The 23,054-nt window shown below is 69.0% G+C and carries 20 protein-coding genes; 5 read left to right on the top strand and 15 right to left on the bottom strand.

What is annotated here, in order from left to right:
* Positions 1 to 154: 154 nt before the first annotated feature.
* From AB0I11_RS03595 to AB0I11_RS03580, 4 genes are all read right to left on the bottom strand, one after another.
* Positions 155 to 1,390, bottom strand: coding sequence for a mandelate racemase/muconate lactonizing enzyme family protein (locus tag AB0I11_RS03595; protein ID WP_357312230.1), 1,236 nt, complete (start codon positions 1,388 to 1,390; stop codon positions 155 to 157).
* Between the two features lies 1 nt (position 1,391).
* A complete protein-coding gene (locus AB0I11_RS03590; protein ID WP_357312225.1) occupies positions 1,392 to 2,219 on the bottom strand; it encodes a carbohydrate ABC transporter permease in 828 nt (275 codons plus the stop codon).
* Positions 2,219 to 3,022, bottom strand: coding sequence for a sugar ABC transporter permease (locus tag AB0I11_RS03585; protein WP_357312221.1), 804 nt, complete (start codon positions 3,020 to 3,022; stop codon positions 2,219 to 2,221). The genes AB0I11_RS03590 and AB0I11_RS03585 overlap by 1 nt, the downstream gene beginning before the upstream one ends.
* Positions 3,023 to 3,200: 178 nt before the next feature.
* Positions 3,201 to 4,469, bottom strand: a complete 1,269-nt coding sequence (locus tag AB0I11_RS03580; protein WP_357312218.1) for an extracellular solute-binding protein — start codon at positions 4,467 to 4,469, stop codon at positions 3,201 to 3,203.
* Positions 4,470 to 4,614: 145 nt separating this feature from the next.
* Between AB0I11_RS03580 and AB0I11_RS03575 the strand changes: the two genes are divergently transcribed.
* Positions 4,615 to 5,388, top strand: a complete 774-nt coding sequence (locus tag AB0I11_RS03575; RefSeq protein ID WP_357312212.1) for a FadR/GntR family transcriptional regulator — start codon at positions 4,615 to 4,617, stop codon at positions 5,386 to 5,388.
* An 8-nt stretch (positions 5,389 to 5,396) separates the two neighbouring features.
* On the opposite strand, the gene AB0I11_RS03570 is transcribed toward AB0I11_RS03575, so the two are convergent.
* The 8 genes from AB0I11_RS03570 to AB0I11_RS03535 form a co-directional block, all read right to left on the bottom strand.
* Positions 5,397 to 6,152, bottom strand: a complete 756-nt coding sequence (locus AB0I11_RS03570) for an SDR family oxidoreductase (RefSeq protein WP_357312209.1) — start codon at positions 6,150 to 6,152, stop codon at positions 5,397 to 5,399.
* The gene (locus AB0I11_RS03565) at positions 6,152 to 7,003 is read right to left on the bottom strand and encodes a fumarylacetoacetate hydrolase family protein (protein WP_357312204.1); all 852 of its coding nucleotides are present in this window, start codon (positions 7,001 to 7,003) and stop codon (positions 6,152 to 6,154) included. The genes AB0I11_RS03570 and AB0I11_RS03565 overlap by 1 nt, the downstream gene beginning before the upstream one ends.
* Before the next feature lie 20 nt (positions 7,004 to 7,023).
* Entirely contained in the window at positions 7,024 to 7,434 is a 411-nt protein-coding gene (locus tag AB0I11_RS03560) for an L-rhamnose mutarotase (RefSeq protein ID WP_357312199.1), read from the bottom strand.
* Positions 7,435 to 7,518: 84 nt separating this feature from the next.
* On the bottom strand, positions 7,519 to 8,376 hold the full coding sequence (locus AB0I11_RS03555; RefSeq protein WP_357312194.1) for an amidohydrolase family protein: 858 nt from the start codon (positions 8,374 to 8,376) through the stop codon (positions 7,519 to 7,521).
* Between the two features lie 50 nt (positions 8,377 to 8,426).
* The gene (locus tag AB0I11_RS03550) at positions 8,427 to 9,473 is read right to left on the bottom strand and encodes an ABC transporter permease (RefSeq protein ID WP_357312188.1); all 1,047 of its coding nucleotides are present in this window, start codon (positions 9,471 to 9,473) and stop codon (positions 8,427 to 8,429) included.
* Positions 9,466 to 11,034, bottom strand: coding sequence for a sugar ABC transporter ATP-binding protein (locus tag AB0I11_RS03545; RefSeq protein ID WP_357312184.1), 1,569 nt, complete (start codon positions 11,032 to 11,034; stop codon positions 9,466 to 9,468). The genes AB0I11_RS03550 and AB0I11_RS03545 overlap by 8 nt, the downstream gene beginning before the upstream one ends.
* 27 nt (positions 11,035 to 11,061) lie before the next feature.
* Positions 11,062 to 12,126, bottom strand: coding sequence for a sugar ABC transporter substrate-binding protein (locus tag AB0I11_RS03540; RefSeq protein WP_357312178.1), 1,065 nt, complete (start codon positions 12,124 to 12,126; stop codon positions 11,062 to 11,064).
* 36 nt (positions 12,127 to 12,162) lie between these two features.
* Complete coding sequence (locus AB0I11_RS03535) at positions 12,163 to 13,482, bottom strand: enolase C-terminal domain-like protein (RefSeq protein WP_357312175.1); 1,320 nt, start codon at positions 13,480 to 13,482, stop codon at positions 12,163 to 12,165.
* 281 nt (positions 13,483 to 13,763) lie between these two features.
* Between AB0I11_RS03535 and AB0I11_RS03530 the strand changes: the two genes are divergently transcribed.
* The 4 genes from AB0I11_RS03530 to AB0I11_RS03515 all read left to right on the top strand — a co-directional run bounded on the left by AB0I11_RS03530 (position 13,764) and on the right by AB0I11_RS03515 (position 17,488).
* The gene (locus AB0I11_RS03530) at positions 13,764 to 14,450 is read left to right on the top strand and encodes a FadR/GntR family transcriptional regulator (RefSeq protein ID WP_357312170.1); all 687 of its coding nucleotides are present in this window, start codon (positions 13,764 to 13,766) and stop codon (positions 14,448 to 14,450) included.
* Positions 14,451 to 14,499: 49 nt separating this feature from the next.
* Positions 14,500 to 15,528 carry an alcohol dehydrogenase catalytic domain-containing protein gene (locus tag AB0I11_RS03525; protein WP_357312167.1) on the top strand — a complete coding sequence of 343 codons (1,029 nt, stop codon included), beginning with the start codon at positions 14,500 to 14,502 and terminating at the stop codon, positions 15,526 to 15,528.
* The gene (locus tag AB0I11_RS03520; protein WP_357312163.1) at positions 15,525 to 16,286 is read left to right on the top strand and encodes an SDR family oxidoreductase; all 762 of its coding nucleotides are present in this window, start codon (positions 15,525 to 15,527) and stop codon (positions 16,284 to 16,286) included. The genes AB0I11_RS03525 and AB0I11_RS03520 overlap by 4 nt, the downstream gene beginning before the upstream one ends.
* Before the next feature lie 149 nt (positions 16,287 to 16,435).
* A complete protein-coding gene (locus tag AB0I11_RS03515; RefSeq protein ID WP_357312159.1) occupies positions 16,436 to 17,488 on the top strand; it encodes an aldo/keto reductase in 1,053 nt (350 codons plus the stop codon).
* Between the two features lie 58 nt (positions 17,489 to 17,546).
* Here AB0I11_RS03515 and AB0I11_RS03510 read toward each other — a convergent pair whose 3' ends face one another.
* From AB0I11_RS03510 to AB0I11_RS03500, 3 genes are all read right to left on the bottom strand, one after another.
* Positions 17,547 to 19,910 carry a ricin-type beta-trefoil lectin domain protein gene (locus tag AB0I11_RS03510; RefSeq protein WP_357313456.1) on the bottom strand — a complete coding sequence of 788 codons (2,364 nt, stop codon included), beginning with the start codon at positions 19,908 to 19,910 and terminating at the stop codon, positions 17,547 to 17,549.
* An 82-nt stretch (positions 19,911 to 19,992) separates the two neighbouring features.
* Complete coding sequence (locus AB0I11_RS03505) at positions 19,993 to 22,377, bottom strand: RICIN domain-containing protein (protein WP_357312154.1); 2,385 nt, start codon at positions 22,375 to 22,377, stop codon at positions 19,993 to 19,995.
* 31 nt (positions 22,378 to 22,408) lie between these two features.
* Positions 22,409 to 22,570, bottom strand: coding sequence for an arabinofuranosidase catalytic domain-containing protein (locus AB0I11_RS03500; RefSeq protein WP_357312151.1), 162 nt, complete (start codon positions 22,568 to 22,570; stop codon positions 22,409 to 22,411).
* Between the last annotated feature and the right edge of the window lie 484 nt (positions 22,571 to 23,054).

Raw genomic sequence — 23,054 nt, 5'->3', positions numbered from 1 at the left:
TCAGCGATGATGTTCCGCCCGAGCAGGGTCGGCCATGTTGCGGGGGCGGGGTCGGCGCGGTAACCGGTAGAGCGCGCAGGGACATACCGACTACGTCGATCGCGGTCGGTGCCGCGACGACTGCGACAGCGATCCTTGGGGGGTGGTGGGCAGGTCAGTTTCGGGTGGTCTGCGGCAGCTCGGTGTTCGCCGGGGCCGCGCCGACGTCCACGGAGTGCGGCTGAGGCTGGCGTACCGCAGGGCCGCCCCCGGTAACCGAGAGCAATCGCCGGCCGGCCTGCTCCGGCCGTACGTGCGGGCCGCCGGGCGCCGGCCCGTTTGCCTGGTACGCCGAGGCGACGGCACCTTCGTCGACCCGGATACCCAGACCGGGCGCGTCGCCCAGGACGAAGGCGCCGTCCTCCACGTGCAGGTCCACCGCGATGCCGACCGGCGGTTGGAGGTCCTGCAATTCGCTGGCCATGTGGTTGGGCACCGAGGTCGCGGCGTGCAGGAGTGCGACAGGGGTGTTGCCGATCGGGCTGACCGGCAGGTCGTAGGCGTGGGCCAGCGCCGCCACCCGCAGGAAATGGCTGACTCCCCACACGGCGGCCGTCTGGACGATGTCCACGCCTCCGGCGGCGATGAGCGGACGGAACTGCTCGAGCCCGGTCAGGTTCTCGCCGGTGGCGACCGCCGCGCGGACACCACGGCTGACGGCGGCGAGGCCTTCGGCGTCCCAGCGCCGGACGGGTTCCTCGATCCAGGTCAGGTCCAGGGTGCGTTCGAGCTCACCGACATGGCGGACCGCCTGCTTGCGGTTCCAGCACTCGTTCGCGTCCAGCATCAGGCCCGGCCGCATCCCCCGCGCCGCCTCGGTCAACACCTCGCGCACGAGCGTCAGCCGGTGCCGGTCCCGCTCGATGTCCAGGCCGCCCTTGAGCTTCGCCGCCCGCAGCCCTCGTTCGGCGTAGCTCTCGTAGGTGGCGACGAGCTCACCGTCGGTGAGGCCGATGTCCAGGCCGGAGGCGTAGGCGGGGACCCGGCGGTCACGGCCGCCGAGCAGCCGCCACAGGGGCTCGCCGGCGGCCTGCGCCTTGATGTCCCACAGCGCGGTGTCGAACGCTCCGATGGTGCCGAACACCGCGCCGGCGTGGCCGGCTTTGAAGGTCTGTCGCAGCATGCGGTCGTAGAGGGCGGTGACTGATCGCGGATCCTCGCCGTCGATCGCGGCGAAGATGGCCTCGGCCTCCAGATGCGGCCCCAGGCCGACGCCGGTGATCCCTTCGTCGGTGTCGACGAGGATGACAGGAACCGGCGAGATGCCGTCGGGGTAGACACCGTTGGCGTCGCCGACAGCACGGCCCCATCGCTGAACCGTCGTGAGGGTCCGGTATCCGGTGATGCGCATGTCAGCCCTTCGTCGCACCGGCGGTTATCCCGTCGGCAATCTGGCGTTGCAGGAACAGGTAGGTCACCAGCACAGGTACCGCGGCGATCAGCACGCCGGCGGCGAAGGTGGGAATGTTGTCGGAGTACTGGCCGCGCAGCGACGTGACGCCCACCATGAGGGTGCGATGGTCGGCGGACGGCATCAGGAGCAGGGAGATGAGCACGTCGTTCCAGCAGAACAGCGCGTTGAGGATGCCGACCGACAGCAGCGCCGGAGCGCCCATCGGCAGCATGATCCGCCGGTACACGCCGTACAGGCTGTTCCCGTCGATCCGCGCCGCGTCCATGATCTCGGCCGGCACGGCGCGGTAGTAGCTGGTCATCAGGAAGACGGTGAAGGGCAGGAACTGCGCGACGTAGGCGAGGATCAGGCCCGGGTAGGTGTCGATCAGACGGCCGTCGGCCATGATCCTGGCGAGCGGCACCATGATCACCTGGAACGGGATGAACAGCGCCGCGAGGCAGACCAGGAACAGCGCCGATGAGCCCCGGAACCGCAGCTGGCTCAGTGCGAAGCCGGCCATTGACCCGATGAGCAGCAGCAGCGCCACGGCGAAGGTCACCACGATGACCGAGTTGAGAAGGTATCGGGCCATGCCGGCGGTGTTCCAGGCGGCGGTGAGGTTGTCCCAGTGCAGCGTGCGCGTCGGGGAGAACCGATCCAGGATGTACTCGCGGCGGGTCTTCATCGCGACGTTGGTGGTGAACAGCAGCGGGTAGACCGTCGCCAGGGCGAGGGCCGCCATCGGCAGCGCGACAAGCCACCTGCCGAGCCGGATGCGGGACATCAGTCCTCCCTTCCCGCGCGGCGCAGCAGGCTGATCTGCAGCAGGCCGACCACCAGCATGATCACGAACAGCGCCGTGGAGGCGGCTGAGGCGAGTGCCGGGCGGTTCATCCGTCCCTGCTGGACCCAGATGTAGTACTCGGGCAGGTAGGTCGACCCTTCCGGGCCTCCACTGGTCATCACGTAGAGCAGGCCGAACATGGAGGTGAGCATCCCGATCATGGTGGTGACGACGACGAACTGGATGGTGCGGGACAGGCCGGGGATGATGACGTACCAGATGGTCTGCGGGAGGGAGGCGCCGTCGACGCGGGCAGCATCCAGCAGCGCGGAGTCCAGGGTCGCGAACCCGGCCAGGAACACCACCAGCGCCATCCCGAACGTCGCCCAGACGTGCACGCCGACGACCGCGAAGATGGCCACGTCGGGATTGCCGAGCCAGTCGACCGGGCCGATGCCGAGGCCGCCGAGAACGGCGTTGAGCGGGCCGTCGAAGGCCAGCAGCAGGTTGAAGATCGCGCCGACGATCACCGGCGAGAGCACCGCCGGGAAGAAGTAGACGCTGCGGAAGACCCGGTGACCAGGTACGCGCAGGTAGATGAACGTCGCCAGCAGCCCTGGGATCGCGACCGCGACCGGCAGCAGCAGGACCAGCAGTCCCACGTTGCGCAGGGCGGTCTGAAACAGCGGGTCGTCAAGCAGTTCGCGGTAGTTGTCCAGGCCGACCGCGGTGCCGTTGCGGTCACCGTCACCGGTGAACGAGAAGTTGAGGCCGAGCAGCAGCGGCCACAGCCGCAGCACCACGATGATCAGGACAGCGGGCGCGACCAGGACGTAGGGGGCGAGGCGTTCGGAGCGCCGGCCGTCCCGGACCCGACGGGAGCGGGTCGCCCGGACCGCTACCGGCTGACCGGGCCGCGTCCCGCCGGTCCGCCCCGATTCGACAGGGCGGACCGACGAGGAACCAGGCGGTGGCACGAGCTCAGCCCACCTGGTCGGACTTGGCCAGCTGGTCCACCGCCTTGTCGACCGTGACCGAGCCGCTGAGCAACTGCTGGGACAGCCGCCCCATCAGGTCCAGGGTTTTGGACGACAGGGCCACGTGCAGCGCCGGCTTGCCATCCTTGATCTCCGACACGATCGTCCCGACCGCGGGACCCGCGCCGGACACGTCGATCGTGGTGTCCGAGGCGATCGCCCCCGCGTCGGCGTAGAACGCCTTCAGCGCGTCGCTCGACGTCAGCGACCGCACCAGGTCGGCGGCGACCTTCGGGTCCTTGGTCCACTTCGCGACCGCGTAACCGATGCCGCCGTCGTACGCCAGGCCCGGGGTGGTCCCGGCCGTGACGACCGGCGCCTTCATCACGCCGACGTTGCCGGCGTCGAGGAATTCGGCGAAGTCCTTCCAGTGCCCGATGTCCGACATCAGTCCGATGACATGCGAGGCCTTGCCCGACTGGAACAACGCGAACGCGTCGTTGAACATCGCGGTGGAGTTGGGCCCGGCGTTGTTCAAGCCCTTGTCGTTGACCTCTTTCCAGAGCGCGAAGACCTGCTTGACGTTCGGCGAGGTCCAGTTGCGCTTGCCGGCGATCCAGTCGTCGTACTCCTGAGGGGTGAGGATGCCGGAGCCGAGGCCGGACAGGAAGAACTGGATGCCGTAGCCCTCCTTGTTGCCCTCCGCGAAGCATTTGACGCCGGTCGCCTTGGTGATGGTCTGGCAGTTGGCGATGAACTCGCTCCAGGTGGTGGCGGGGCGATCCGGGTCGAGCCCCGCCTTCTTGTAGAGCGACTTGTTGTAGTAGATGGGGTGGCCCTGGAGGGTCACCGGGGCGGCGTAGGTCTTGCCGTCCTTGGTGAAGGCATCCCAGCCCGCGAGGCGTTGCTTGTCCTCACCGACGTACTGGTCCAGCGGTAGGAGCGCGTCCACCCGGTCGCGGATCTGCCCGCCGCCATTGAAGAGCATGACGTCCGGTCCCTTGCCGGCCTGGATGGCGGCGCCCAGCAAGGTGTAGTACTGATCGAAGGGCTGCGCGACGAACTCGACCGTCACGTTGCGGTGCTTCTTGGCGAAGTCGGCCTTCGCCTTCTGGATGTATGAGGCCGCGGACGCGTCGCCCGACTTCCAGTCCCAGACGACCAGCTTGCCGTCCGATCCGCCGGACGAGGAGTCCGAGTCAGAGGCGCTTCCGCAGCCGGCCAAGGCCAGCCCGACGACCAGGACCGCCGACCACAGTGCTCGCTGCTTCATTGCTGCTCACTCTCCCGAGGTGGCCGGCGGGCCGGCAGTGGTGGAGGATTGGGCAGGAACATAACTCGTATGACGTATGATGTCAACGGAACGGCATATAGTACGTGGGCGGGTCCGTGCCCGCTCACGGGTCGCGGAGGGTGATATGACGGCATCAGCGCAGTCGGACGAGGGCGTCTCGACACCACCCCCGGCCTGGACTCGGCGACCGGCCAACCTCGCTGCGGCGGTCACGGCGGAACTGGTGGAACGGATCGTCCGCGGCCTCCACCCGTCGGGTTCGCCGCTACCGCCTGAGCCGGTGCTCTGCGAAACCTTCTCGGTCAGCCGCACCGTCGTCCGCGAGGCGGTGAAGATCCTCCAGGAGAAGGGGCTGGTGCAGGTCCGCCAGGGCGCCGGCACCATGGTCACCCCACCGGCGATGTGGAACATGCTCGACGAGCTCATCCTGGGCGCCACCATCGCCGGGGACGAGAGCCTTGCCGTCCTCGACGACCTGGTCGTGACCCGCCGCCTGTTGGAGTCCGACATGGCCAACGTCGCCGCCCGACTCGCCGACGATGCGGCCATCGACCAACTACGCATCCTGGTCGACCAGATGGACGAGCTGGTAGACGACCACGTCGCCTACCATCAGCACGACCGCGCCTTCCACGACACCGTCATGCAGGCATCGGGAAACCGCATCGCCCGGGCCGTCGTACGCGCCCTGGAGAGCCAGGTGGTCAACACCGCCCGCTACATGGGTCGCACCGAGCGCGCCCTGTGCGTGGCGTCCAACGCCGGCCACCGCCGCGTCTACGAGCGGATCGCGGCGCACGATCCGGACGGCGCGGCGGAGGCGATGTTCACCCACATCACCGAGGCATGGGTGGTGCGCCGCAGTGGACCGGGCGACCCGACTCGTCTGCGTCGCTAGGCGGCTGGTCACGACGGGGCCGGGCGCAGCCGCAGGTGCGTGACGCCGCCGTCCACGTCGAGCGCGGTGCCGGTCGTCGAGACCGCCAGCGGTCCGGCGAGATAGGCGATCGCAGCCGCGACCTCCGCCGGGTCGACCATGCGTCCGGTCGCCTGACGGCTGTCGAGCGCCGCCTTCTCGGCCACCGGGTCAGCGAACTTCTGAAGCATCCGGTCCACGAAGCCGGTGTGGACGGTGCCGGGGCACACGCAGTTGACCCGGATGCCCTCGCGGACGTGGTCGGTGGCCATGGCGAAGGTCAGCGCCAGCACCGCGCCCTTGCTGGCGCTGTAGAGCGCCCGCTGGGGCAGACCGTTGAGCGCGGCGATCGAGCAGACATTGACGACGGCGGCATGCGCGGACGCGCGGAGCATCGGCAGTGCCTCGGCGGTCGCTCGCGCCATTCCCACGACATTCACGTCGAGTACCCGGTGCCACTCTTCGTCACCGTTGTCCTCCACGGTGCCCACCGCGCTGACGCCCGCATTGTTGACGAGGACATCGAGGCCCCCATGGGTCTCCTGAATCCTCGCCATCGCCGCGCGTACGGACGCGCGGTCGGTGACATCACAGCCGATGCCCATCACTCCGGCCGGCGGTTCGCCAGGTGTGCGGTCCAGTGCCACCACCCGGGCACCCCGCGTGGCGAGCAGCTCGGCCGTCGCGCGGCCGATGCCAGCCGCTCCCCCGGTAACGGCGGCGACCAGGCCGCTGAACTCACCCATCACGCCTGCCTGAACGGCTGCCGAGCCGTGCCCAGGCCGGTGATCCCGAGTTCGACCACATCGCCTGCACGCAGGTAGGGCTGGTCGGGCAGACCCATCGCGACGCCTGCGGGCGTGCCGGTGTTGATCAGGTCGCCGGGTTCGAGGACCATGTACTGGCTGAGGTACCAGACCAGATGGTCGACGGGAAAGACCATGTCGGCAGTTGTGCCGTCCTGGCGCTTCACGCCGTTCACCGACAGGCTCAGCCGCAGATCCTGCGGATCGCCCACCTCGTCGGCGGTGACGAACTCGGGGCCCACCGGGTTGAAGGTCTCGCAGCTCTTGCCCTTGTCCCATTGGCCGCCGCGTTCGAGCTGAAACTCGCGCTCCGACACGTCGTGCGAGATCAGATAACCCGCGACGTACGCGAGGGCGTCGTCGGGTGTGTCGAGGTAGCGTGCCGTGCGGCCGATGAGGACGCCGAGTTCCACCTCCCAGTCGGTCTTGGTCGACCCGCGTGGAATCAGCACGGTGTCGAACGGGCCGACGACCGTGGCGGGGTCCTTCAGGAAGACGACTGGTTCGGTCGGGATCGCGGCGCCGGTCTCGGCGGCGTGGTCGCGGTAGTTGAGCCCGATACAGACGATCTTGCCAGGCCGGGAGATCGGCGCGCCGACACGGAGGTCCGCCGCGCCGTGGAGGGGTTGGAGCGAGCCGGCGGCCACGGCGTCGGCGGTCCGCTCGAGGCCACCTGAGGCGAGGAAGGCCGGGCCGATGTCGTCGGTGATCGGCCGCAGGTCCAAGGGAGTGCCGTCGAGGACGATGGTCGGGACTTCTCTGCTCGCCGGTCCGAGGCGTGCGAGCCGCATGGCATCTCCTTCAGGGGGCGTCAGGGGTGGGCCGGAGGGGCGCCGACGGTCGACGGTTGGCTCGGTCCGGTGCCAGGTGTCACGTTCGGCCCGGTGGGCGGTGTGGGCTCGGTGAGGTGCCACACCTGCTGCATCGGAGCCCACCACTGTCCGGAGTGAGGTTCGGCCAGTGACTGCTGGCAGGGATCGGTCAGTTTCCACCATTGCTGGGTGTGCGGGTCGGCCGCGATGCGGGCCTGATCGGCGTCATGGTCGTGACCGACGTACTCGTAGTATCCGAACAGCAGATCGCCGTGCAGGAAGATCGTGTAGTTGCGGATGTTGGCGGCCAGCAGCACCTGTTCGACCTCTGGCCATACCGCGGCGTGCAGCCGCAGGTAGGTGTCCCGATGTTCGGGGCGCAGCCGGATGACGGAGCCGTAGCGCTGCATACCATGGCCTTCCGGGTTGGTCTGTCGACACGTGCTCAAGGGCGCACTCCGCGGCTCACCGGGCGGCGGCGGGAAGTGGTTGGGTCACGATTGCGGCGGTGGGGGTGGCAGCCGATAGGTGCGGCGCGCGGTCTGGTGCCAGATCGCACGTCGCTCGATCTCGCTACAACCGGTGAGCAGCTCGGCGACCAGGTCGATCCAGCGCTGGTAGGTGGTGGCGAGGAGACAGACCGGCCAGTCGGAGCCGAACATCATCCGCTCGGGACCGAAGACCTCCAGGGCGTGCGCGACGGCGGGCTCGACGTCTCGGCGGGTCCAGGTGCGCCAGTCCGCCTCGGTGACCAGGCCGGAAAGCTTGGCCGTCACATTCGGCAGCCGGGCCATGGCCCGCAGGTCGCGGGCCCAGTCGTGCAGGTCCCCGTCGGCCAGTGGTGGTTTGCCGAGATGGTCCAGCACGAAGGACACCTGTGGCAGGTCGGCGGCGAGGCGGGTCGCTGCCGCAAGCTGGTGATGGCGGATCACCAGGTCGAACACGATTCCCGCGTCGGCGGTCGCGGCGATGGCTCGCCGGACGGCGGCTCTGTCGAGGAAGGCTGGGTCGGTTTCGCCCTGGACCAGGTGTCGGACGCCGACGAGTTTGCCGGTTGTCATCTTCTGGATGGCCTGGGGAGCGTCGTCCGCGGTGATGTCGAGCCAGCCGACGACACCGACGATGAGGTCACTGGCGGCGGCCGTGTCCAGCAGGTCGGCCGTCTCGGCCACGGAGTGGACCGCCTGTACCACCACCATCTGGGTGACGCCGGTTGCGCGGGTAGCCGCGGCGAGGTCGGCCGGGCCGAAATCGGCGTCGATGGCGCTCATCGCATGCGGGTCTATCCAGGGCTGCGGGTGGCGGCTCCGGTCCCACAGGTGGTGGTGGGCATCGACGATGTCGGTTTCCACGTCGCCTCCCTCGTCATCGGGATTCTGGCTTGGTGCGCGCACCGGGCCGGCTACTCATGGGCCTTGCCACCGGTTATGCGGGAAACGACCAGCGCGACCAGGATGATGGCGCCGTTGAGGGCGCCGATCCACTGCGCGGGCACGCCGGCGAGGGTCAGCACGTTTTGGATCATGAACAGCAGCAGGATGCCGGTGAAGGCGCCGAACATGGTGCCTTTGCCACCGTTGAGGCTGACGCCGCCGATGACCGCCGCGGCGAAGACGGTGAAGATGGCGCCGTTACCTTGGGATGCCGCGACGGAGGCGAGGCGGCCGGAGAGCAGGAGACCGCCCAGCGCGGCCAGGACGCTGGCGATGACCAGCGCGGCCCACAGCACGCGGTCGGTGCGGATACCGGCGGCCTTCGCGGCGTCGACGTTGCCGCCGATCGCGTACAGCGACCGACCGAAGCTGGTGTAGCCGAGCAGAACGATCCCGGCGGCGAAGAGGGCGAGGCAGATCCAGATGGACGCGGGAACGCCGAGCCAGACGGCAGTACCGAGATACATCATCGACTCGGGCAGGTTGAAGAAGGTCTGGCCGCCGGAGATCCCGGTGAGCAGGCCGCGTAGGACGATGAGCATGCCCAGGGTGACGATGAACCCGTGCAGTCCGAACCGGACGATCAGCGCGGCGTTGGCGATCCCGATGAGCGCGCCCACCAGCAGGGTGATCGGGATCGACCAGGCGCCGGACAACAGCCCGGTCCCATGGCCGGCTCCGACCGCGACGGTCATCCATGCTGCGACGCCTGGAGCCAGGCCGAATGTCGACTCCAGCGACAGGTCCATCTTGCCGGCCACCAGCACGATCGTCTGAGCCAGCACCAGCAGCGCGATCTCCGACATGGTCTGCGCGATGTTGATGAGGTTGTCCGGTTGCAGGAAGACCGAGTTGATGATCTGGCCGACGATCGCGATGAGCACGATCGCGGGGACCAGGGCGAGGTCTCGCAGCCGCGCTATGGCGAGCTTGCCGACCCGTCGACCGGGTGGTGGCCCGGCCGCGACGGCCCCGCCGGCAGCGGCCGCATTCGCGCTCGTCATGGTTTCAGGCATCGACGGTCAGTCCTTCCATGGCGGCTACGAGGTCGTGGTCACGCCAGCCCGTGGGCATCTCCGCGACGATGCGACCCTGGAACATCACCAGGACGCGGTCGCAGATCCGTAGGTCGTCGAGTTCGTCGGAGGCGACCAGGACACCGGTGCCGGCATCAGCCACCTCGTCGACCTTGTTGAGGAGGAACTCCTTGGAGCGCACGTCGACACCCGCCGTCGGCGTGACGAGCACCAGTACGCGAGGGTCGTTGGCCAGGGCACGAGCCATCACGACCTTCTGCTGGTTGCCGCCGGAGAGCCCGGACACCTGCAGGTCCGGGCCAGGGGTTTTGATGGCCAGATCGTCGACCAGGCGGCTGGCGATCGCGTCCCGGCGGTGGGCACTCAGGAAGCCGGCCCTGCCGAGCCTTTCCGGGATGGTCATGGTGGCGTTGTCTGCGATCGACATGCCGGGCACCAGGCCCTGATGGTGCCGGTCCTGCGGCACAAATCCGACGCCCGCTGCCAGGGCGGCGTTGACGTCACCGGGGCGGGGTCGGTGACCGCCGACGGTGACCGTGCCCGTGTCGGGGGTGCGAAGTCCGACGATGGATTCGGCGACCGCTGTCCTGCCACTGCCACCGGCGCCGGCCAGGCCGACGATCTCGCCCGACCGGACCCGGAACGACACGTCCTCGTAGCGGCCGGTTATCCGCAGGTCGGAAACCTCGAGGACCACCTCGACAGGTCCGGCCGGCGCGGTCCGGGTGGGTGCCGCCCGCAGCGCCGCGGCTTCGCCGGTCATCGCGGCAACCAGGTCGTTGCGGGGCAGGCCGGCGACCGGAGCGGTGATGATGTGCCGCGCGTCGCGGAAGACCGTCACCATGTCGCAGATCTCGTAGATCTCCTGCAGGTGATGGCTGATGAACAGGAACGTGACGCCCTGCTGCTGCAGGTCCCGGATGTGGTCGAACAGGCGGGCGATAGCGGCCGCGTCGAGTTGGGCGGTGGGCTCGTCCAGAACGATGAACCGGGCGCCGAACGACAACGCCCGGGCGATCTCCACGAACTGTCGCTGCTCGACGCTGAGGTCACCGGCTCTGCTGTCGACATCGACGTCAACGGACCACAGGGCCAGCAGGTCCCGGGCGCGCTGCCGCAGGGCACGCCAGTTGATCAACCCAGTGCGGCCGCGGTCGTACCGGTTCAGCAGGAGGTTCTCCGCCACGGTCAGCTCGGGAATGATGGTGGACTTCTGGTAGACGCAGGCGACCCGCTGCCGCCACGCGTCGCGGTCAGACAGCCGCGGTGCGTCCGCCCCGGCGAACCGGATCTGACCCGTGTCCGCTGCCTGCAGACCGGTCAGGATCGACACAAGGGTCGACTTTCCAGCCCCGTTTCGGCCCACCAGCGCGTGGGTCTCGCCGCTGAGCACGCTGATCCGCGCCTGGTCGAGCGCCACCGTCGAGCCGTACCGCTTGCTGATGTCGATCGCCTCCGCCACGGGCGGGCCCGACCGGGCCCGCCCGTCGCCATCCCGGGCCGGTGACGAGCGTTGGGAAGGCTGCCCGTTACCGTTCATGTGCGGATATCTCCTTCGGAGCCGAAGTCAGCCGATGTTGTTGCCCCAGAGGGATTTGTCGTCGGGCTTGAGGCTGGCCACGCCGCCGTACGTGCCGCCGTCGAGCGTGACCAGCGGCGCCGAGAGCTGGTCCTCCAGCAGGCCCGGGCGGACTTGGACGATCTTGCTGTCGTGGTCGGTGGGGCCGGCCTGGAAGGTTTTGCCGTCGATGGCCGCCTTGAGGTAGTACAGGGCGTACTTGGCGTACAGGTCCGCGGGCTGGGAGACGGTGGCGTCGATGTTCCCGGCGGTGATGTCCTGCAACTCCTTGGGAATGCCGTCATTGGAGACCACGAAGATGTGCTTGGGGTCATCCGGCGGGGTGAGCCGGTTGCGCTGCTTGAGCAGTTGCAGTGTCCCGGCCAGGGCGAAGCTGGACTGCATGTAGACGCCCTTGATGTCAGGGTGCTCGGTCAGCCGGATCTGCAGCTTCTGGGAGGCGAGCGCCCCGTCCCAGTTGGTGGCCTCGCCGAAGACGGTGATGCCGGGGTAGTTCTGCTTCATGCACTCGTTGAACGCCTCGGTGCGGTCCCGGCCGTTGATGGAGGCCAGGTCACCCTGCAACATGACCACCATGCCGGTGCCCTTGAGCTTGGTACCGAGGAAGTGGCACGCCTTCTCACCGTAGGCTCGGTTGTCCGCCCGCACGACCATGAACACGTCTCCCTGGTCAGGGCGGGTGTCGACGGTGACGACCGGGATCTTCTTACTGGCGAGGCTCTGCAGGGTGGGCGCGATCGCGGCCGTGTCCTGGGGTGCCATGGCGATGCCCTTGACCCCCTGGCTGATCAACGTCTGGACATTGGAGGCCAGCTTCGCCACGTCGTTCTGGGAGTTGGTCGTCTTCAGCTCCAGGCCCAGTTCCTGACCGGACTGCGGTACGTACTTGATGTAGGAGTTCCAGAAGTCGGTGTCCGAACGCGGGTAGTCGACGCCGACGATTGCGGCGCCACCGCCGCCCCCGGTGGATGAGTTGTCGCCGCCGCACGCGGTCAGCAGCAGCGCCGCGGACATGACGAGGGCGGCGGCTGCGGCGGTCCTTCTCGGTTTCATCGCGGCTCCTGTTCGGACGGCGCTCAAAAGAGGGATTCAGAGGTGCTCGGTCGGTGTTCCCGCGAGGTTCCAGCGCGGGCCGTTCGGGTAGTGGTACGCGGTGACCGACTGGGAATGCATCTGGGCGCTCATGCCCGGCGCCTGCGGCGCGAGGTAACGGCCCTTTCGAACGGTCACCGGGTTGACGAAGTGCTGGTGCAGGTGGTCGACATACTCGATGAACCGGTCGTCGGTGCTGCCACTGACGGCGACATAGTCGAACATCGCCAGATGCTGAACCATCTCGCACAGGCCCACCCCACCGGCGTGCGGGCAGACGGGCACGCCGTACTTGGCCGCCAGCAGCAGGATCGCGATGTTCTCGTTGACGCCGGCCACTCGCGTCGCGTCCAGTTGCAGCACATCGATCGCCTGCGCCTGCAGCAACTGCTTGAACATGACCTGGTTGTGGCAGTGCTCGCCGGTGGCCACCTTGATCGGCGCCACCGCCCGCCGGATGGTGGCGTGGCCCAGGATGTCGTCGGGTGAGGTCGGTTCCTCGATCCAGTACGGCTCGTACGGCGCGAGGGATCTCAGCCAGTCGATCGCCTGCTCGACCCCCCACGCCTGATTGGCGTCCACGGCGATCCGCACCCCCGCGCCCACGGCGTCACGGGCCAGTCCCATCCGCCGGACGTCGGCGGCGTTGTCCGCTCCGACCTTCAGCTTGATCAGCTGGAACCCGTCGGCCACCGCTTCCTTGGCCAGCCGCACCAGCTTCTCGTCGGTGTAGCCGAGCCAGCCCGGGGTGGTGGTGTAGGCCGGATAGCCCTCGGCGATCAACTGCTGCTGCCGCTCGGCTCGACCGGGCTGGGCACGATGCAGGATGTCCAGCGCCTCGTCCGGGGTGAGCGCGTCGCGCAGGTACCTGAAGTCGATCATGCTCACCAACTGCGCCGGCGGCATCTCGGCCAGCAACCGCCACAGCGGTTTGCCCTCCCGGCGCGCGTACAGATCCCAGGCCGCGTTCACAATCGCCCCGGCGGCCATGTGGATGACACCCTTGTGCGGGCCGAGCCAGCGCATCTGGCTGTCCCCGGTCATCCTGGCCGAGAAGCCCCGCAGGTCGCCGAGGACATCGTCGACCGGCAGTCCGACCACCAGCGGCGCCAGCGCCTGGACGGCGGCCTGCTGGACGTCGTTGCCCCGCCCGACCGTGAAGGCCAGCGCGAACCCCTGTGCGCCGGCGCTGGTGCGGAGGGTCACGTACGTCGCCGAGTAGTCCGGCTCCGGGTTCATCGCGTCGGACCCGTCCAGCTCCTGGGAGGTGGGAAACCGGACGTCGACCGCCTCGATCGCGCTGATCACCTCGGTCACCGCACCCCACCCCGTCCATTCGCTGAGCCTGCCGGCGGCGGTCTCGTGATCCGCCGGTAACACGCATGCCGTGGGATGTCTTTATAAGCCCGTCCCATGGGCCGCGTCTATACGCCGACCGAAACATGGGGATCTATGGGTAATTCCACCGGCTCTGCCCGATACCCGTGACGCGTGGCGACGTCCCATCGGTTCCCAGACATGGGATCACCCTGCTAGGTTTGCCCCCGCCACCACCCGCTGTCCGCTGGGCGAGCGGAACCCGACCGAGGGGTCCCGACATGTCGCTGACCGAGAAGGCGATGACGCGCCTGCGTGAGCTGATCCAGTCCGGCGAGCTGCCGCCCGGCACCCGGCTCCCACCCGAGCAGCAGCTGGCCACGGAGCTCGGGGTAGGACGCAACATCATGCGGGAGGCGGTACGGGTCCTGGTTGCCGCCCGCGTGCTGGAGGTGCGCCGGGGCAACGGCACCTTCGTCACCAGCCTCGAGCCGCGGCTGCTGCTGGAGAGCATCGGCGGTGCGGTCGAGCTGTTGCAGGGTGACTCGATGCTCGAGCTGACCGAGGTGCGGCGGCTGTTCGAACCCGCCGCCACCGGCCTGGCCGCCACGCGCATCACGCCCCAGCAGCTCGCCGTGGTCCAGGCACACCTGGAGGCGATGCGTGCGGCCGCCGACGACGTGGAACTGCTCAACCAGCATGACGCCGCGTTCCACCGTGCGGTCGTCGCCGCCACCGGCAACGAGACGCTGTCCACGGTCCTGGAGGGCATCTCCAGCCGGACGGTGCGGGCCCGCGTCTGGCGCGGACTCGTCGACGCCGACGCGGCCGGCCAGACGCTGCGTGAGCACGAGGCGATCTACCTGGCGCTCGCCGCCGGTGACGCGATCCAGGCACAGGCAGCCGCCCTGATGCACGTCATCACGACGGAAAGCTGGCTGCGCCGCCACCTGGCCGAAGAGCGGTAAGGGCGTGACCGCGGCCGCCGCGGCCACCGGACAACAGGGAAGGACTAGCATGCGTTCAGCTCTGTACGCGGGCAACTCGACGATGGTGGTCGAGGACCGCCCCGCCATCCCTCCCGGCACCGGTCAGGTGCAGATCGACGTCGCCTACACCGGCATCTGCGGTACCGACCTGCACATCCTGCACGGCACGATGGACCACCGGGTACAGATCCCCCAGCCGATCGGACATGAGATGTCCGGCCGCGTCGCCGCCCTCGGCCCGGGAGTCGACGGCCTCAGTGTCGGCATGCCGGTCACCGTCATGCCACTGCGGTGGTGCGGCTCGTGCCCCGCCTGCCTCGCCGGGCATCAGCACATCTGTCACCGGCTCGAGTTCGTCGGCATCGACTCCCCGGGCGCCATGCAGCAGCAGTGGACCGTGCCGGCCGAGCTGGTCATCCCCCTACCCGAGGACCTTTCCCTGCTCCACGCGGCGTTGGTCGAACCCACCGCGGTCGCGGTGCACGACGTACGCCGCGCCGACCTGCGTCGCGGCGACAAGGCGCTGGTGGTCGGCGGCGGCCCGGTCGGCATCCTGATCGCCCGGGTGGCGGACGCGGCCGGTGCCGAGGTTGTCGTCCTGGAAGTGGACCCGCACCGTCGAGCGGTCGCCGAAAAGCTCGGCATCCGCGCCCTCGACCCTGCGCTCGGCGACGTGGCCGCCGAGGTGGATGCCTGGACCGCCGGCGCCGGACCGGCCGTCGCCTTCGAGGTCTCCGGCTCGGCGGCTGGCCTCACCACCGCCGTGGACCTGCTGGCCACCCGCGGCCGGCTGGTCGTGGTGGGCATCCACAACCAGCCACGCGAGCTGGACGTGTTCCGGTTCTTCTGGCGCGAGCTGTCCCTGGTCGGCGCCCGGGTGTACGAGCGCGCCGACTACCAAACGGCGATCGACCTGCTCACCGACGGCACCATCCCGGCCCGGACGCTCATCACCCACGTCGAGCCGCTCGCCAACGCCGCCGCCGCCTTTGCCGCCCTCGACGGCGGCGGCACCGTCATGAAGGTCCTGATCGACTGCCGGGAGGTCACCGCATGAATCCTTTTGACCTGTCCGGCCGGCTGGCCGTCGTCACCGGTGCCCGGCGCGGCATCGGCCTGGCCATCGCCGACGCCCTCGCTGCCGCCGGCGCCGACATCGTCGCCGTCAGCGCCCACCTCGAAGCCACCGGCAGCGAGGTCGAGAAGCGCGTCCGCGGCCACGGCCGCGCTTTCACCGGACGCCGGGTGGACTTCACCGACCGCGCCGCCGTCACCGACCTGGCCGACCGGCTCCAGCACGGCGACCGGCCGGTCGACATCCTGGTCAACAACGCCGGCACCATCAAACGCGCCCCGGCCGCGCAGCACGACGACGCCATCTGGGACGAAGTCCTGGCGGTGAACCTGTCCGCCCAGTTCATCCTGACCCGCCAGGTCGGGAACAGCATGCTGGCCCGCGGCCGGGGGAAGATCGTTTTTACCGCCTCGCTGCTCAGCTTCCAGGGCGGCATCAACGTGCCCGGCTACACCGCGGCCAAGTCCGGGCTGATCGGCCTCACCCGGGCGCTCGCCAACGAATGGGCGGGCCACGGCGTCAACGTCAATGCGATCGTTCCCGGCTACATCGCCACCGACAACACCGAAGCCCTGCGAGCGGACCAGGACCGCAACGCCGCGATCGTCGCCCGCATCCCGGCCGGCCGTTGGGGACGCCCCGACGACCTGGCCGGCACCGCCGTCTTCCTGGCCAGCACCGCGTCCGACTACGTGCACGGCGCCGCCATCCCGGTCGACGGCGGCTGGCTCGGACGCTGACCGAACACCGCCCGACGAGCCCGGCCAGAACGCCCGCGAACCGGGCTGACCCCACCGCTGGACCGCGGCCCGGAACGGTGCCGGCCGGCAGCACCGGCCCGACGAACGGGCCGACCCAGGAACAGCAACGAGCACCGGAGGTGATGTCGGTGATCCAGGATCAGCACCACACCCACGGCGGGGCGCCGGTGATCAGGCAGGTAGCGCTGCCACGCCGGCCCGCGGTAGCGGTGAGCACGCTGAGCTTCGGCGCCGCGCAGGCCGGCAACCTGTACAGCGCCAGAAGCGAGGAAGACATCGCGGCCGCGATCGACGCCGCCTGGGACGCGGGCATGCGCTACTTCGACACCGCGCCGCACTACGGGCTCGGCCTGTCGGAACGACGACTCGGTGCCGCCCTGCGCCGCCGGCCCCGGGACGAGTATGTCGTGTCGACCAAGGTCGGACGGCTCCTGACCCCGTCCCCGCACACCGCGCACCTCCGTGACGCGGAAGGCTTCGACGTTCCGGCCGATCTCCGGCGGGTGTGGGACTTCAGCCGCGACGGCGTACGTCGCAGCCTGGAAGCGAGCCTCACCCGCACCGGCCTGGACCGGATCGACATCGTCTACCTCCACGATCCCGACGACCACGCCGAGCAGGCCATCACCGAAGCGATACCCGCCCTCATCGAACTGCGCGAGCAGAAGGTCATCGGGGCGATCGGCGCAGGCATGAACCAGTCCCGGATGCTGACCCGCCTCGTCGAGCAGACGGACATCGACGTGGTCATGTGTGCCGGCAGGTTCACCCTGCTCGAACAGGGCGCCCTGAGGGACCTGCTGCCCGCCGCCCGACGACAGGACGTCGCGGTCGTCATCGCCGGCGTCTACAACTCCGGCCTGTTGGCCCGGGAACGCCCGCCGACCAACGCCAGCTACAACTACCAGCCGGTCCCCGCGGAACTTCTCGACCGAGCCACCCGGATCGCCGGAATCTGCGAGGACCACGGCACGACGCTGCCCGCGGCCGCCCTCGCGTACGCCGGCGCACACCCGGCCGTCGTGTCGACGACGATCGGGTTGGGCAGCGCCCGGCAGGTGCACGAAACCGTCCAGCGGGCATCAGCCGCGATACCCGCCGCGCTCTGGCCCGCCCTGCACGAAGCCGGACTTATCAGCTGGCTACCGCTGACCCCACCGCCAGGCGACCCGCTCACCTGATCGCCGACGCGGGTGCCTGACCCGCTCTCCGCAGGTCAGGCACCCGGCTAGCGTCGGCTCAGCTGCGGGTCCAACGCTGGTTGTCGCCGCCGTTGCAGGTCCAGATCGCGACCGGGCTGCCGTTGCCGGTCGCGGCGTTGCTCACGTCCAGGCACAGCCCCGACTCCACCCCGACCACGGTGCCATCGGCGTTGAGCCGCCATTGCTGGTTCGTTCCGCCGTTGCAGGTCCAGATCTGCACCCTGGTGCCGGCGGACGTCGCGTGTCCCGGCACGTCCAGGCACTTGTTGCCGTACACGATCAGCTGGTTGCCGGCCGTGGCCGTCCACTGCTGGTTGCTGCCACCGTTGCAGTCCCAGATGTTCAGCAGGGTGCCATCGGTCTGGCTGGCGTTCGGCACGTCCAGGCACCGGCCGGAGCCGACCCCCCGCAGCACGCCGCTGGACCCGCCGGTGCCGCCGCTGCCCGGCGTCACGGTCAGGTTGTCGAACTGGGCGGTGATGCCCTGCCCGGTGGCGTAGCCGACCTGCCCGGCACCCGACGTGTAGTCGGTGACGGTGCCGACGGTGGTGCCGTTGATGCTGGCCGTGATGGTCGCGCCGCTGAACTTGAGCGCCAGGGTGTGCCAGCGCCCGGTGCCCAGCGCCGCGACGGTGCCGCTGGCCAGGGTTCGCACCTGGCCGCTGGTGTTGTTGCTCAGGATCGACCACGACCCGCTGCTGTTGACCCGCAGGTAGTAGCCGTTGAGGTTGGCCGGCGACTGGAACTGGTACGCGGCGGCCCGGCCGATGAGCTGGGCGTAGCCGGTCTTCTCCAGCATCACGTCGGACGAGACGGTGTAGTTGGTCCAGCTCAGGTCGCCCAGCAGCGTGTACGGCTCGGCCAGCTGCGAGGTCCATTTGATCGGCGCCTGCTCCGACATCTGCCGTACGCACCGTCCGGACCGGCCACCGCCACACGCCACGATCTCGAACGAGCCCTGCGCGTCCATCAGGTACTTGGCCTCGCCGGCGACCGGGTAGCTGTCGAAGGTGTCGCTGTAGGGCAGCGGCAGCGTCCCCTGCGCCGGACTGGTCGCGCTGCCCTTCCCCTGCCCGCTCGTCGTGGTGATGCTGTAGACGTAGCCGGGCTGGACGGTCAGTGACATGGTGCCGCCGGACGGCGTGAGGTCGGCGCCGCGCACGAAGTGGTCCGCCGGGTTGTTGGACCGCACGTTGGTGGACCAGACGTGCACGGTGCCCTGGGACAGTCCCCCGGTGACGGTGAAGTTGAGGGTCTGCGCGCTGGTGGCGTCCATCGTCTCGATGATGGTGCTGTAGTCGCTTCCGGTGGGCGACCGGAGGGACACGTAGCTGCCGTTGTTGCGGTTGCCGCCCAGGTAGCCGCTGGAGGAGTCGAGATAGCGCCAGCCCGGGGTGGCGAACTGCGTGGTCTGCGCCATCACCCAGGCGTTCTTACCGATCGAGTAGTAGCCCGACCACGGCTGCGGGGCGACCGCGACGCCCATGGTGGCCCACGGGATGTTCGGCGTGATGGCCGCGATGATCGGCCAGTTGATGTACGCGGTCATCTTCCCGTCGAGGTAGCCGCGGTTGATGCCCCGGGCGAGCGCGTTCGCACCGGCGTTGTAGTCGTCGGACCCGTTCTCGCTGGCCCACAGCGGCTTGCCGCTGTTCACGGCGTTGCTGGAGCTCGGGCAGTTGGTCTGGGCGCTGCGGTACCCGCACACGTAGTGCGAGCCGAAGACCGCCACGGCCCGGCCGAAGGCCGGATCACGGAGGGCTTCGTCGGCGGCGCCCCAGCCGAAGTCGTCCGAGGCGACGATCTTCACGGCGGAGTACCCGCCGGCGTCGAGCGCGGCCCGCAGGTTCTTGTACCAGGTGGCGTTGAAGCCCTTCTCGTTCCACCCGCCGAGGTAGTCGACGGTCAGTCCGTGGGAGGTGGCACACCCGAGCCAGTGCAGCAGATAGTTGATCGAATCGGTGGTCCAGAAGTCGCTGCCGATCCAGCCGGGAGCACCCCAGGTCAGGCCCACCAGCCGGACGCCGGGGTTGCGGGCCCTGGCCTGTTCGGCGAGCCACCACTGGTACCCACGGTCGCAGTTCACCACGCCACGCGTGTGTTCGTGGCTCGGCTCGGCGCCGGACGTCGTGTTGGTGTCCCCGCCGATCTCAAGCTTGAGCAGCTGCACCCCCGCGCCGTAGCCGGGCTTGAACAAGTAGTCCAGCAGCTGGGTGCGCTGCGGTTCCGGATAGTCGATGAGCAGGCGGCTGTTGCCGCCGCCGCCGCTGATCGCGCCGACACCGTCGAACACCCGGCCCCCCGACGAGCCGTTGATGGTGATCGACGTGGCGGCCTGGGCCGGCGAAGCCGTCAGGAACGTCCCGGTGGTGGCGGCGACGACCACCATGGCCAGCGCCATGGTGATCGTTCGGGCGCGGGCCAGTTGGGCGGTGGCGAGGCGGCGCAGGGCGCCGCCGGGATGAGACCTCATGTGTCCGTCCTTACCTCAGGGTCCACTGCTGGTTGGTCTGGCCGTTGCAGGACCAGAGGATGACCTTCGTGCCGTTGGCCGTGGCCGCGCCGTTGGCGTCCATGCACAGCCCCGACTGCACACCGGTGATCGTGCCGTTGGAGTTGACGTTCCACTGCTGGTTGGTCTGCCCGTTGCAGTCCCAGATGATCACCTGGGTGCCGTTGGCCGTGCCCTGACCCGAGGCGTCGAGGCACTTGTTGCCGTACACCTGTAGTTGCTTGCCCGACGTGTACGTCCACGACTGGTTGGCCTGGCCGGTGCAGTCCCACAACTGCATCTGGGTGCCGTTGGCCGTCGTGGCGTTCGGCACGTCGACGCAGCGGCCCGACTGGCCACCCACGAGCTGACGACCGCCGGTCGGCGGGTCCGACGACTGGACCCCGGCCGACGTCATCACGGCCTGGGCCCCGGACGGCCAGTTGTTGTTGGTGACCGTCACGTTGCCGGAGACCACGTTGCCGCGGTCACCGTTGGTCACGTTGGTGCCGCTGCTGGTGCTCCAGTTGTTGGTGAGCGTGAAATTGCCCATGTTCTCCGCGAACCAGTAGTTGGCGGTGGCCCAGGTGCCGATGGACGAGAAGACGTTGTTGGTGGCGGTGTAGTAGCGGGAACCCTCGTCGAAGTAGAGCCCGAACCAGCCGTTGGTCCGCAGGCAGTAGTTGTCGCGGATCAATCCGCTCGGATTCGCCGAGAGGGTGTAGATGCACCCGCCGTCGGTCATCTGCTGCATGACGTCGTGGACGTAGTTGCCGATGAGCCGGTTGTTCGACGCGGTGGTCGGCGTGGAGTAGCGCGGCTGGTAGTTGTAGAGGCCGCGGTCGACGTAGTGGTTGCTGCCGCCGGCATCGTTCGCGCCCCAGCCGTACCCGATGGAGATGCCGGTGTACGGCATGTTGTAGACCTCGTTGTACGACAGGGTCGCGTTGGTGACGTAGGTGGTGAAGGCGGAGACGACGCCGCGGTATTCCAGGCCGAGGTCGTGGATCCGGTTGTTGCTGATGGTGATGTCCCGGTTGACCATCCGGGAGTCGCTGGGGTGGTGGGCGTCGGCCCGCACACCGCCCACCACGATGCCGCCGGCCGCGTTGCGGGCGATCTCCGAGCGGCTCACCGTGATGTTGCTGGCGCCCAGTCCGACCCCGCTGGCGTGGGCGTTGGCGTCGTTGCCGATGCCTATCGCGGTTTGGCCGAGGTTGACGAACTGGTCGTTGGTGAAGGTGATGTTGTTGGCGGCGGAGACCTGCACCGCGGCGGGCATCTGGCTCCAGTTGGGCCGGGCGGCTTCGAACTGCTGACACCCCTCGTTGCAGGATCCGAAGCTGGGCCACGACCAGTTACCGGCGATGTAGGAGCCGGTCTGCTGGTCGGCGTAGCCCTGGTTGCTGCTGGCGCCCAGCCAGCTCGTGCCGGTGAAGGTGATGCCGGAGAACGAGAGGTGGTGTGCCGGTGCGTCGTACGTGCCGCCCACGCCCACCAGCGACTGCAGGACCGGCAGTTCCACGCTGGCGGTGCTCATGTTCTGGCCGGACAGCGGGATGTAGTAGAGCGTCCCGGTGCCGGTGTTCAGGTACCACTCCCCCGGCGAGTCGAGGAATTCGTAGGCGTTCGTGAGATAGAGCGGTCCGGCCCGGTGCGGGCTGTTGAGGACGTCGTACCCGAAGTTGTTGTTGTTCCAGCCGGGTTGCTGCATCGTGATGGCGTTCCCGCTGATGCTCTGCACCGAGACGTACCGGTCGGTGAAGGAGTTGACGCTCTCCACCTGGATGCGGCTCTGGTTGGCCAGGTTGTTCAGGTAGGTCAGCGAGCTGTTGGAGAACCGCATCCCGGATCCGTTGAAAGTGAAGTCCGCGCGGTTGAGCGTGGTGCGTGCCCGTACGGCGAGGGCGCCGTTGACGTAGAGCTGCCGGGGATCGACGCCGGTGCCGACGTTGGCCCGCCAGATGTTCTTCCCGCTGTCGGCCACCGACCATCCGGTGACGGCGCGGGCACCGCTGATCACCGGCCGCGCCGACGGGGCGGCCTGCCAGCTCACCGTGTGACCGTTGGTCCCGGAGTCGGCCGCGGTGAACCGCAGCGGCGCCGACAGCCGGTACACGCCGTCGGCCACCTGGACGACAATGTCGTCGGTCATGTTGCTCGTGAGGGATCGCACCGCGGACTGGGCGGCGGACAGCGAGCACGGCTGCGCCGCGGTGCAGGCGGTGCCGGAGCCGGACGGCGCGGCATAGATCGTCGCCATGGCCGCGAACGCCGGCGGAGCGGGCGCCACCACGGCTCCCACGGCAAGCACGCTCGCCGCCGTGGCACCGGTCAGCACCGCCCTGCGCAGCGCGGGACGAATGGATCTGAACATCAGGTCTCCCGAGGTGTGCGAGGGGCTTCGACTAGCGGCGGCCCGCGGCCACGACGTTGGCCCGGACCGAGTTCTCGGTGGAGTCGGACGGGTAGCCGGCGACGATGGCGCCCTCGTGGAAGGTGCCGGCGGTGCGGCTCGCGCCACCCGCGAGCAGCCGTCGGCGGCTGATCCCTGAGCAGGATTCGGGCATCGCAGGTCCTCTCGAAGCAAGGTCGGTCGGTGGTGGGGCGGGTGGTGCACCCGGGTGGTGTTAGCGCTAACAACAGGCCGCCGGTGGCACCGGTTGCCGATCTCCGGTTGGGGGCGTCGACGTAAGACGTCTGATGGCTGTGGAGACTGCCAGAATGCTCGCGAGCATTCAAGAGGGTCGTTTTCTTATTTGGCCCGTCCCGGGTGCTGCGCCACTCGGCCGGGCCGCTGGCGACCGCCCGAACAAGGCGTTCATAACAGTTTTTCGGCGGTTTCTCTGAGGCCGGGACAGCCCTCGTGCGCCGACGGCGTGTTCCCGGCCGCTCGCCGAGACACACCCCCGTCACGCGGTGGCACCAGCCGGACCGGTGGGTCGGCTTCCACGAACCCTGATCAAGCAGGCGGAGTTGGTCCGCGTCCGGGAAATGCGCAACCGGCGGGCGCGCACCGCGATCCCGTCACCCCTATCTCCGCACCGGCCCGAT

This window comes from Micromonospora sp. NPDC050495 (genome assembly GCF_040655175.1).
Taxonomy (GTDB): Bacteria; Actinomycetota; Actinomycetes; order Mycobacteriales; family Micromonosporaceae; genus Micromonospora.
This window is presented reverse-complemented; position numbering and strand designations above follow the sequence as displayed.

What these genes read in the sequence shown, in the direction of transcription:
- AB0I11_RS03595 (WP_357312230.1), bottom strand. Translation starts at nt 1,390, where the DNA reads ATGCGCATCACCGGATACCGGACCCTCACGACGGTTCAGCGATGGGGC.
- AB0I11_RS03590 (WP_357312225.1), bottom strand. Translation starts at nt 2,219, where the DNA reads ATGTCCCGCATCCGGCTCGGCAGGTGGCTTGTCGCGCTGCCGATGGCG.
- AB0I11_RS03580 (WP_357312218.1), bottom strand. Translation starts at nt 4,469, where the DNA reads ATGAAGCAGCGAGCACTGTGGTCGGCGGTCCTGGTCGTCGGGCTGGCC.
- AB0I11_RS03575 (WP_357312212.1), top strand. Translation starts at nt 4,615, where the DNA reads ATGACGGCATCAGCGCAGTCGGACGAGGGCGTCTCGACACCACCCCCG.
- AB0I11_RS03570 (WP_357312209.1), bottom strand. Translation starts at nt 6,152, where the DNA reads ATGGGTGAGTTCAGCGGCCTGGTCGCCGCCGTTACCGGGGGAGCGGCT.
- AB0I11_RS03565 (WP_357312204.1), bottom strand. Translation starts at nt 7,003, where the DNA reads ATGCGGCTCGCACGCCTCGGACCGGCGAGCAGAGAAGTCCCGACCATC.
- AB0I11_RS03560 (WP_357312199.1), bottom strand. Translation starts at nt 7,434, where the DNA reads ATGCAGCGCTACGGCTCCGTCATCCGGCTGCGCCCCGAACATCGGGAC.
- AB0I11_RS03550 (WP_357312188.1), bottom strand. Translation starts at nt 9,473, where the DNA reads ATGCCTGAAACCATGACGAGCGCGAATGCGGCCGCTGCCGGCGGGGCC.
- AB0I11_RS03545 (WP_357312184.1), bottom strand. Translation starts at nt 11,034, where the DNA reads ATGAACGGTAACGGGCAGCCTTCCCAACGCTCGTCACCGGCCCGGGAT.
- AB0I11_RS03540 (WP_357312178.1), bottom strand. Translation starts at nt 12,126, where the DNA reads ATGAAACCGAGAAGGACCGCCGCAGCCGCCGCCCTCGTCATGTCCGCG.
- AB0I11_RS03530 (WP_357312170.1), top strand. Translation starts at nt 13,764, where the DNA reads ATGTCGCTGACCGAGAAGGCGATGACGCGCCTGCGTGAGCTGATCCAG.
- AB0I11_RS03525 (WP_357312167.1), top strand. Translation starts at nt 14,500, where the DNA reads ATGCGTTCAGCTCTGTACGCGGGCAACTCGACGATGGTGGTCGAGGAC.
- AB0I11_RS03520 (WP_357312163.1), top strand. Translation starts at nt 15,525, where the DNA reads ATGAATCCTTTTGACCTGTCCGGCCGGCTGGCCGTCGTCACCGGTGCC.
- AB0I11_RS03510 (WP_357313456.1), bottom strand. Translation starts at nt 19,910, where the DNA reads ATGGCGCTGGCCATGGTGGTCGTCGCCGCCACCACCGGGACGTTCCTG.
- AB0I11_RS03505 (WP_357312154.1), bottom strand. Translation starts at nt 22,377, where the DNA reads ATGTTCAGATCCATTCGTCCCGCGCTGCGCAGGGCGGTGCTGACCGGT.
- AB0I11_RS03500 (WP_357312151.1), bottom strand. Translation starts at nt 22,570, where the DNA reads ATGCCCGAATCCTGCTCAGGGATCAGCCGCCGACGGCTGCTCGCGGGT.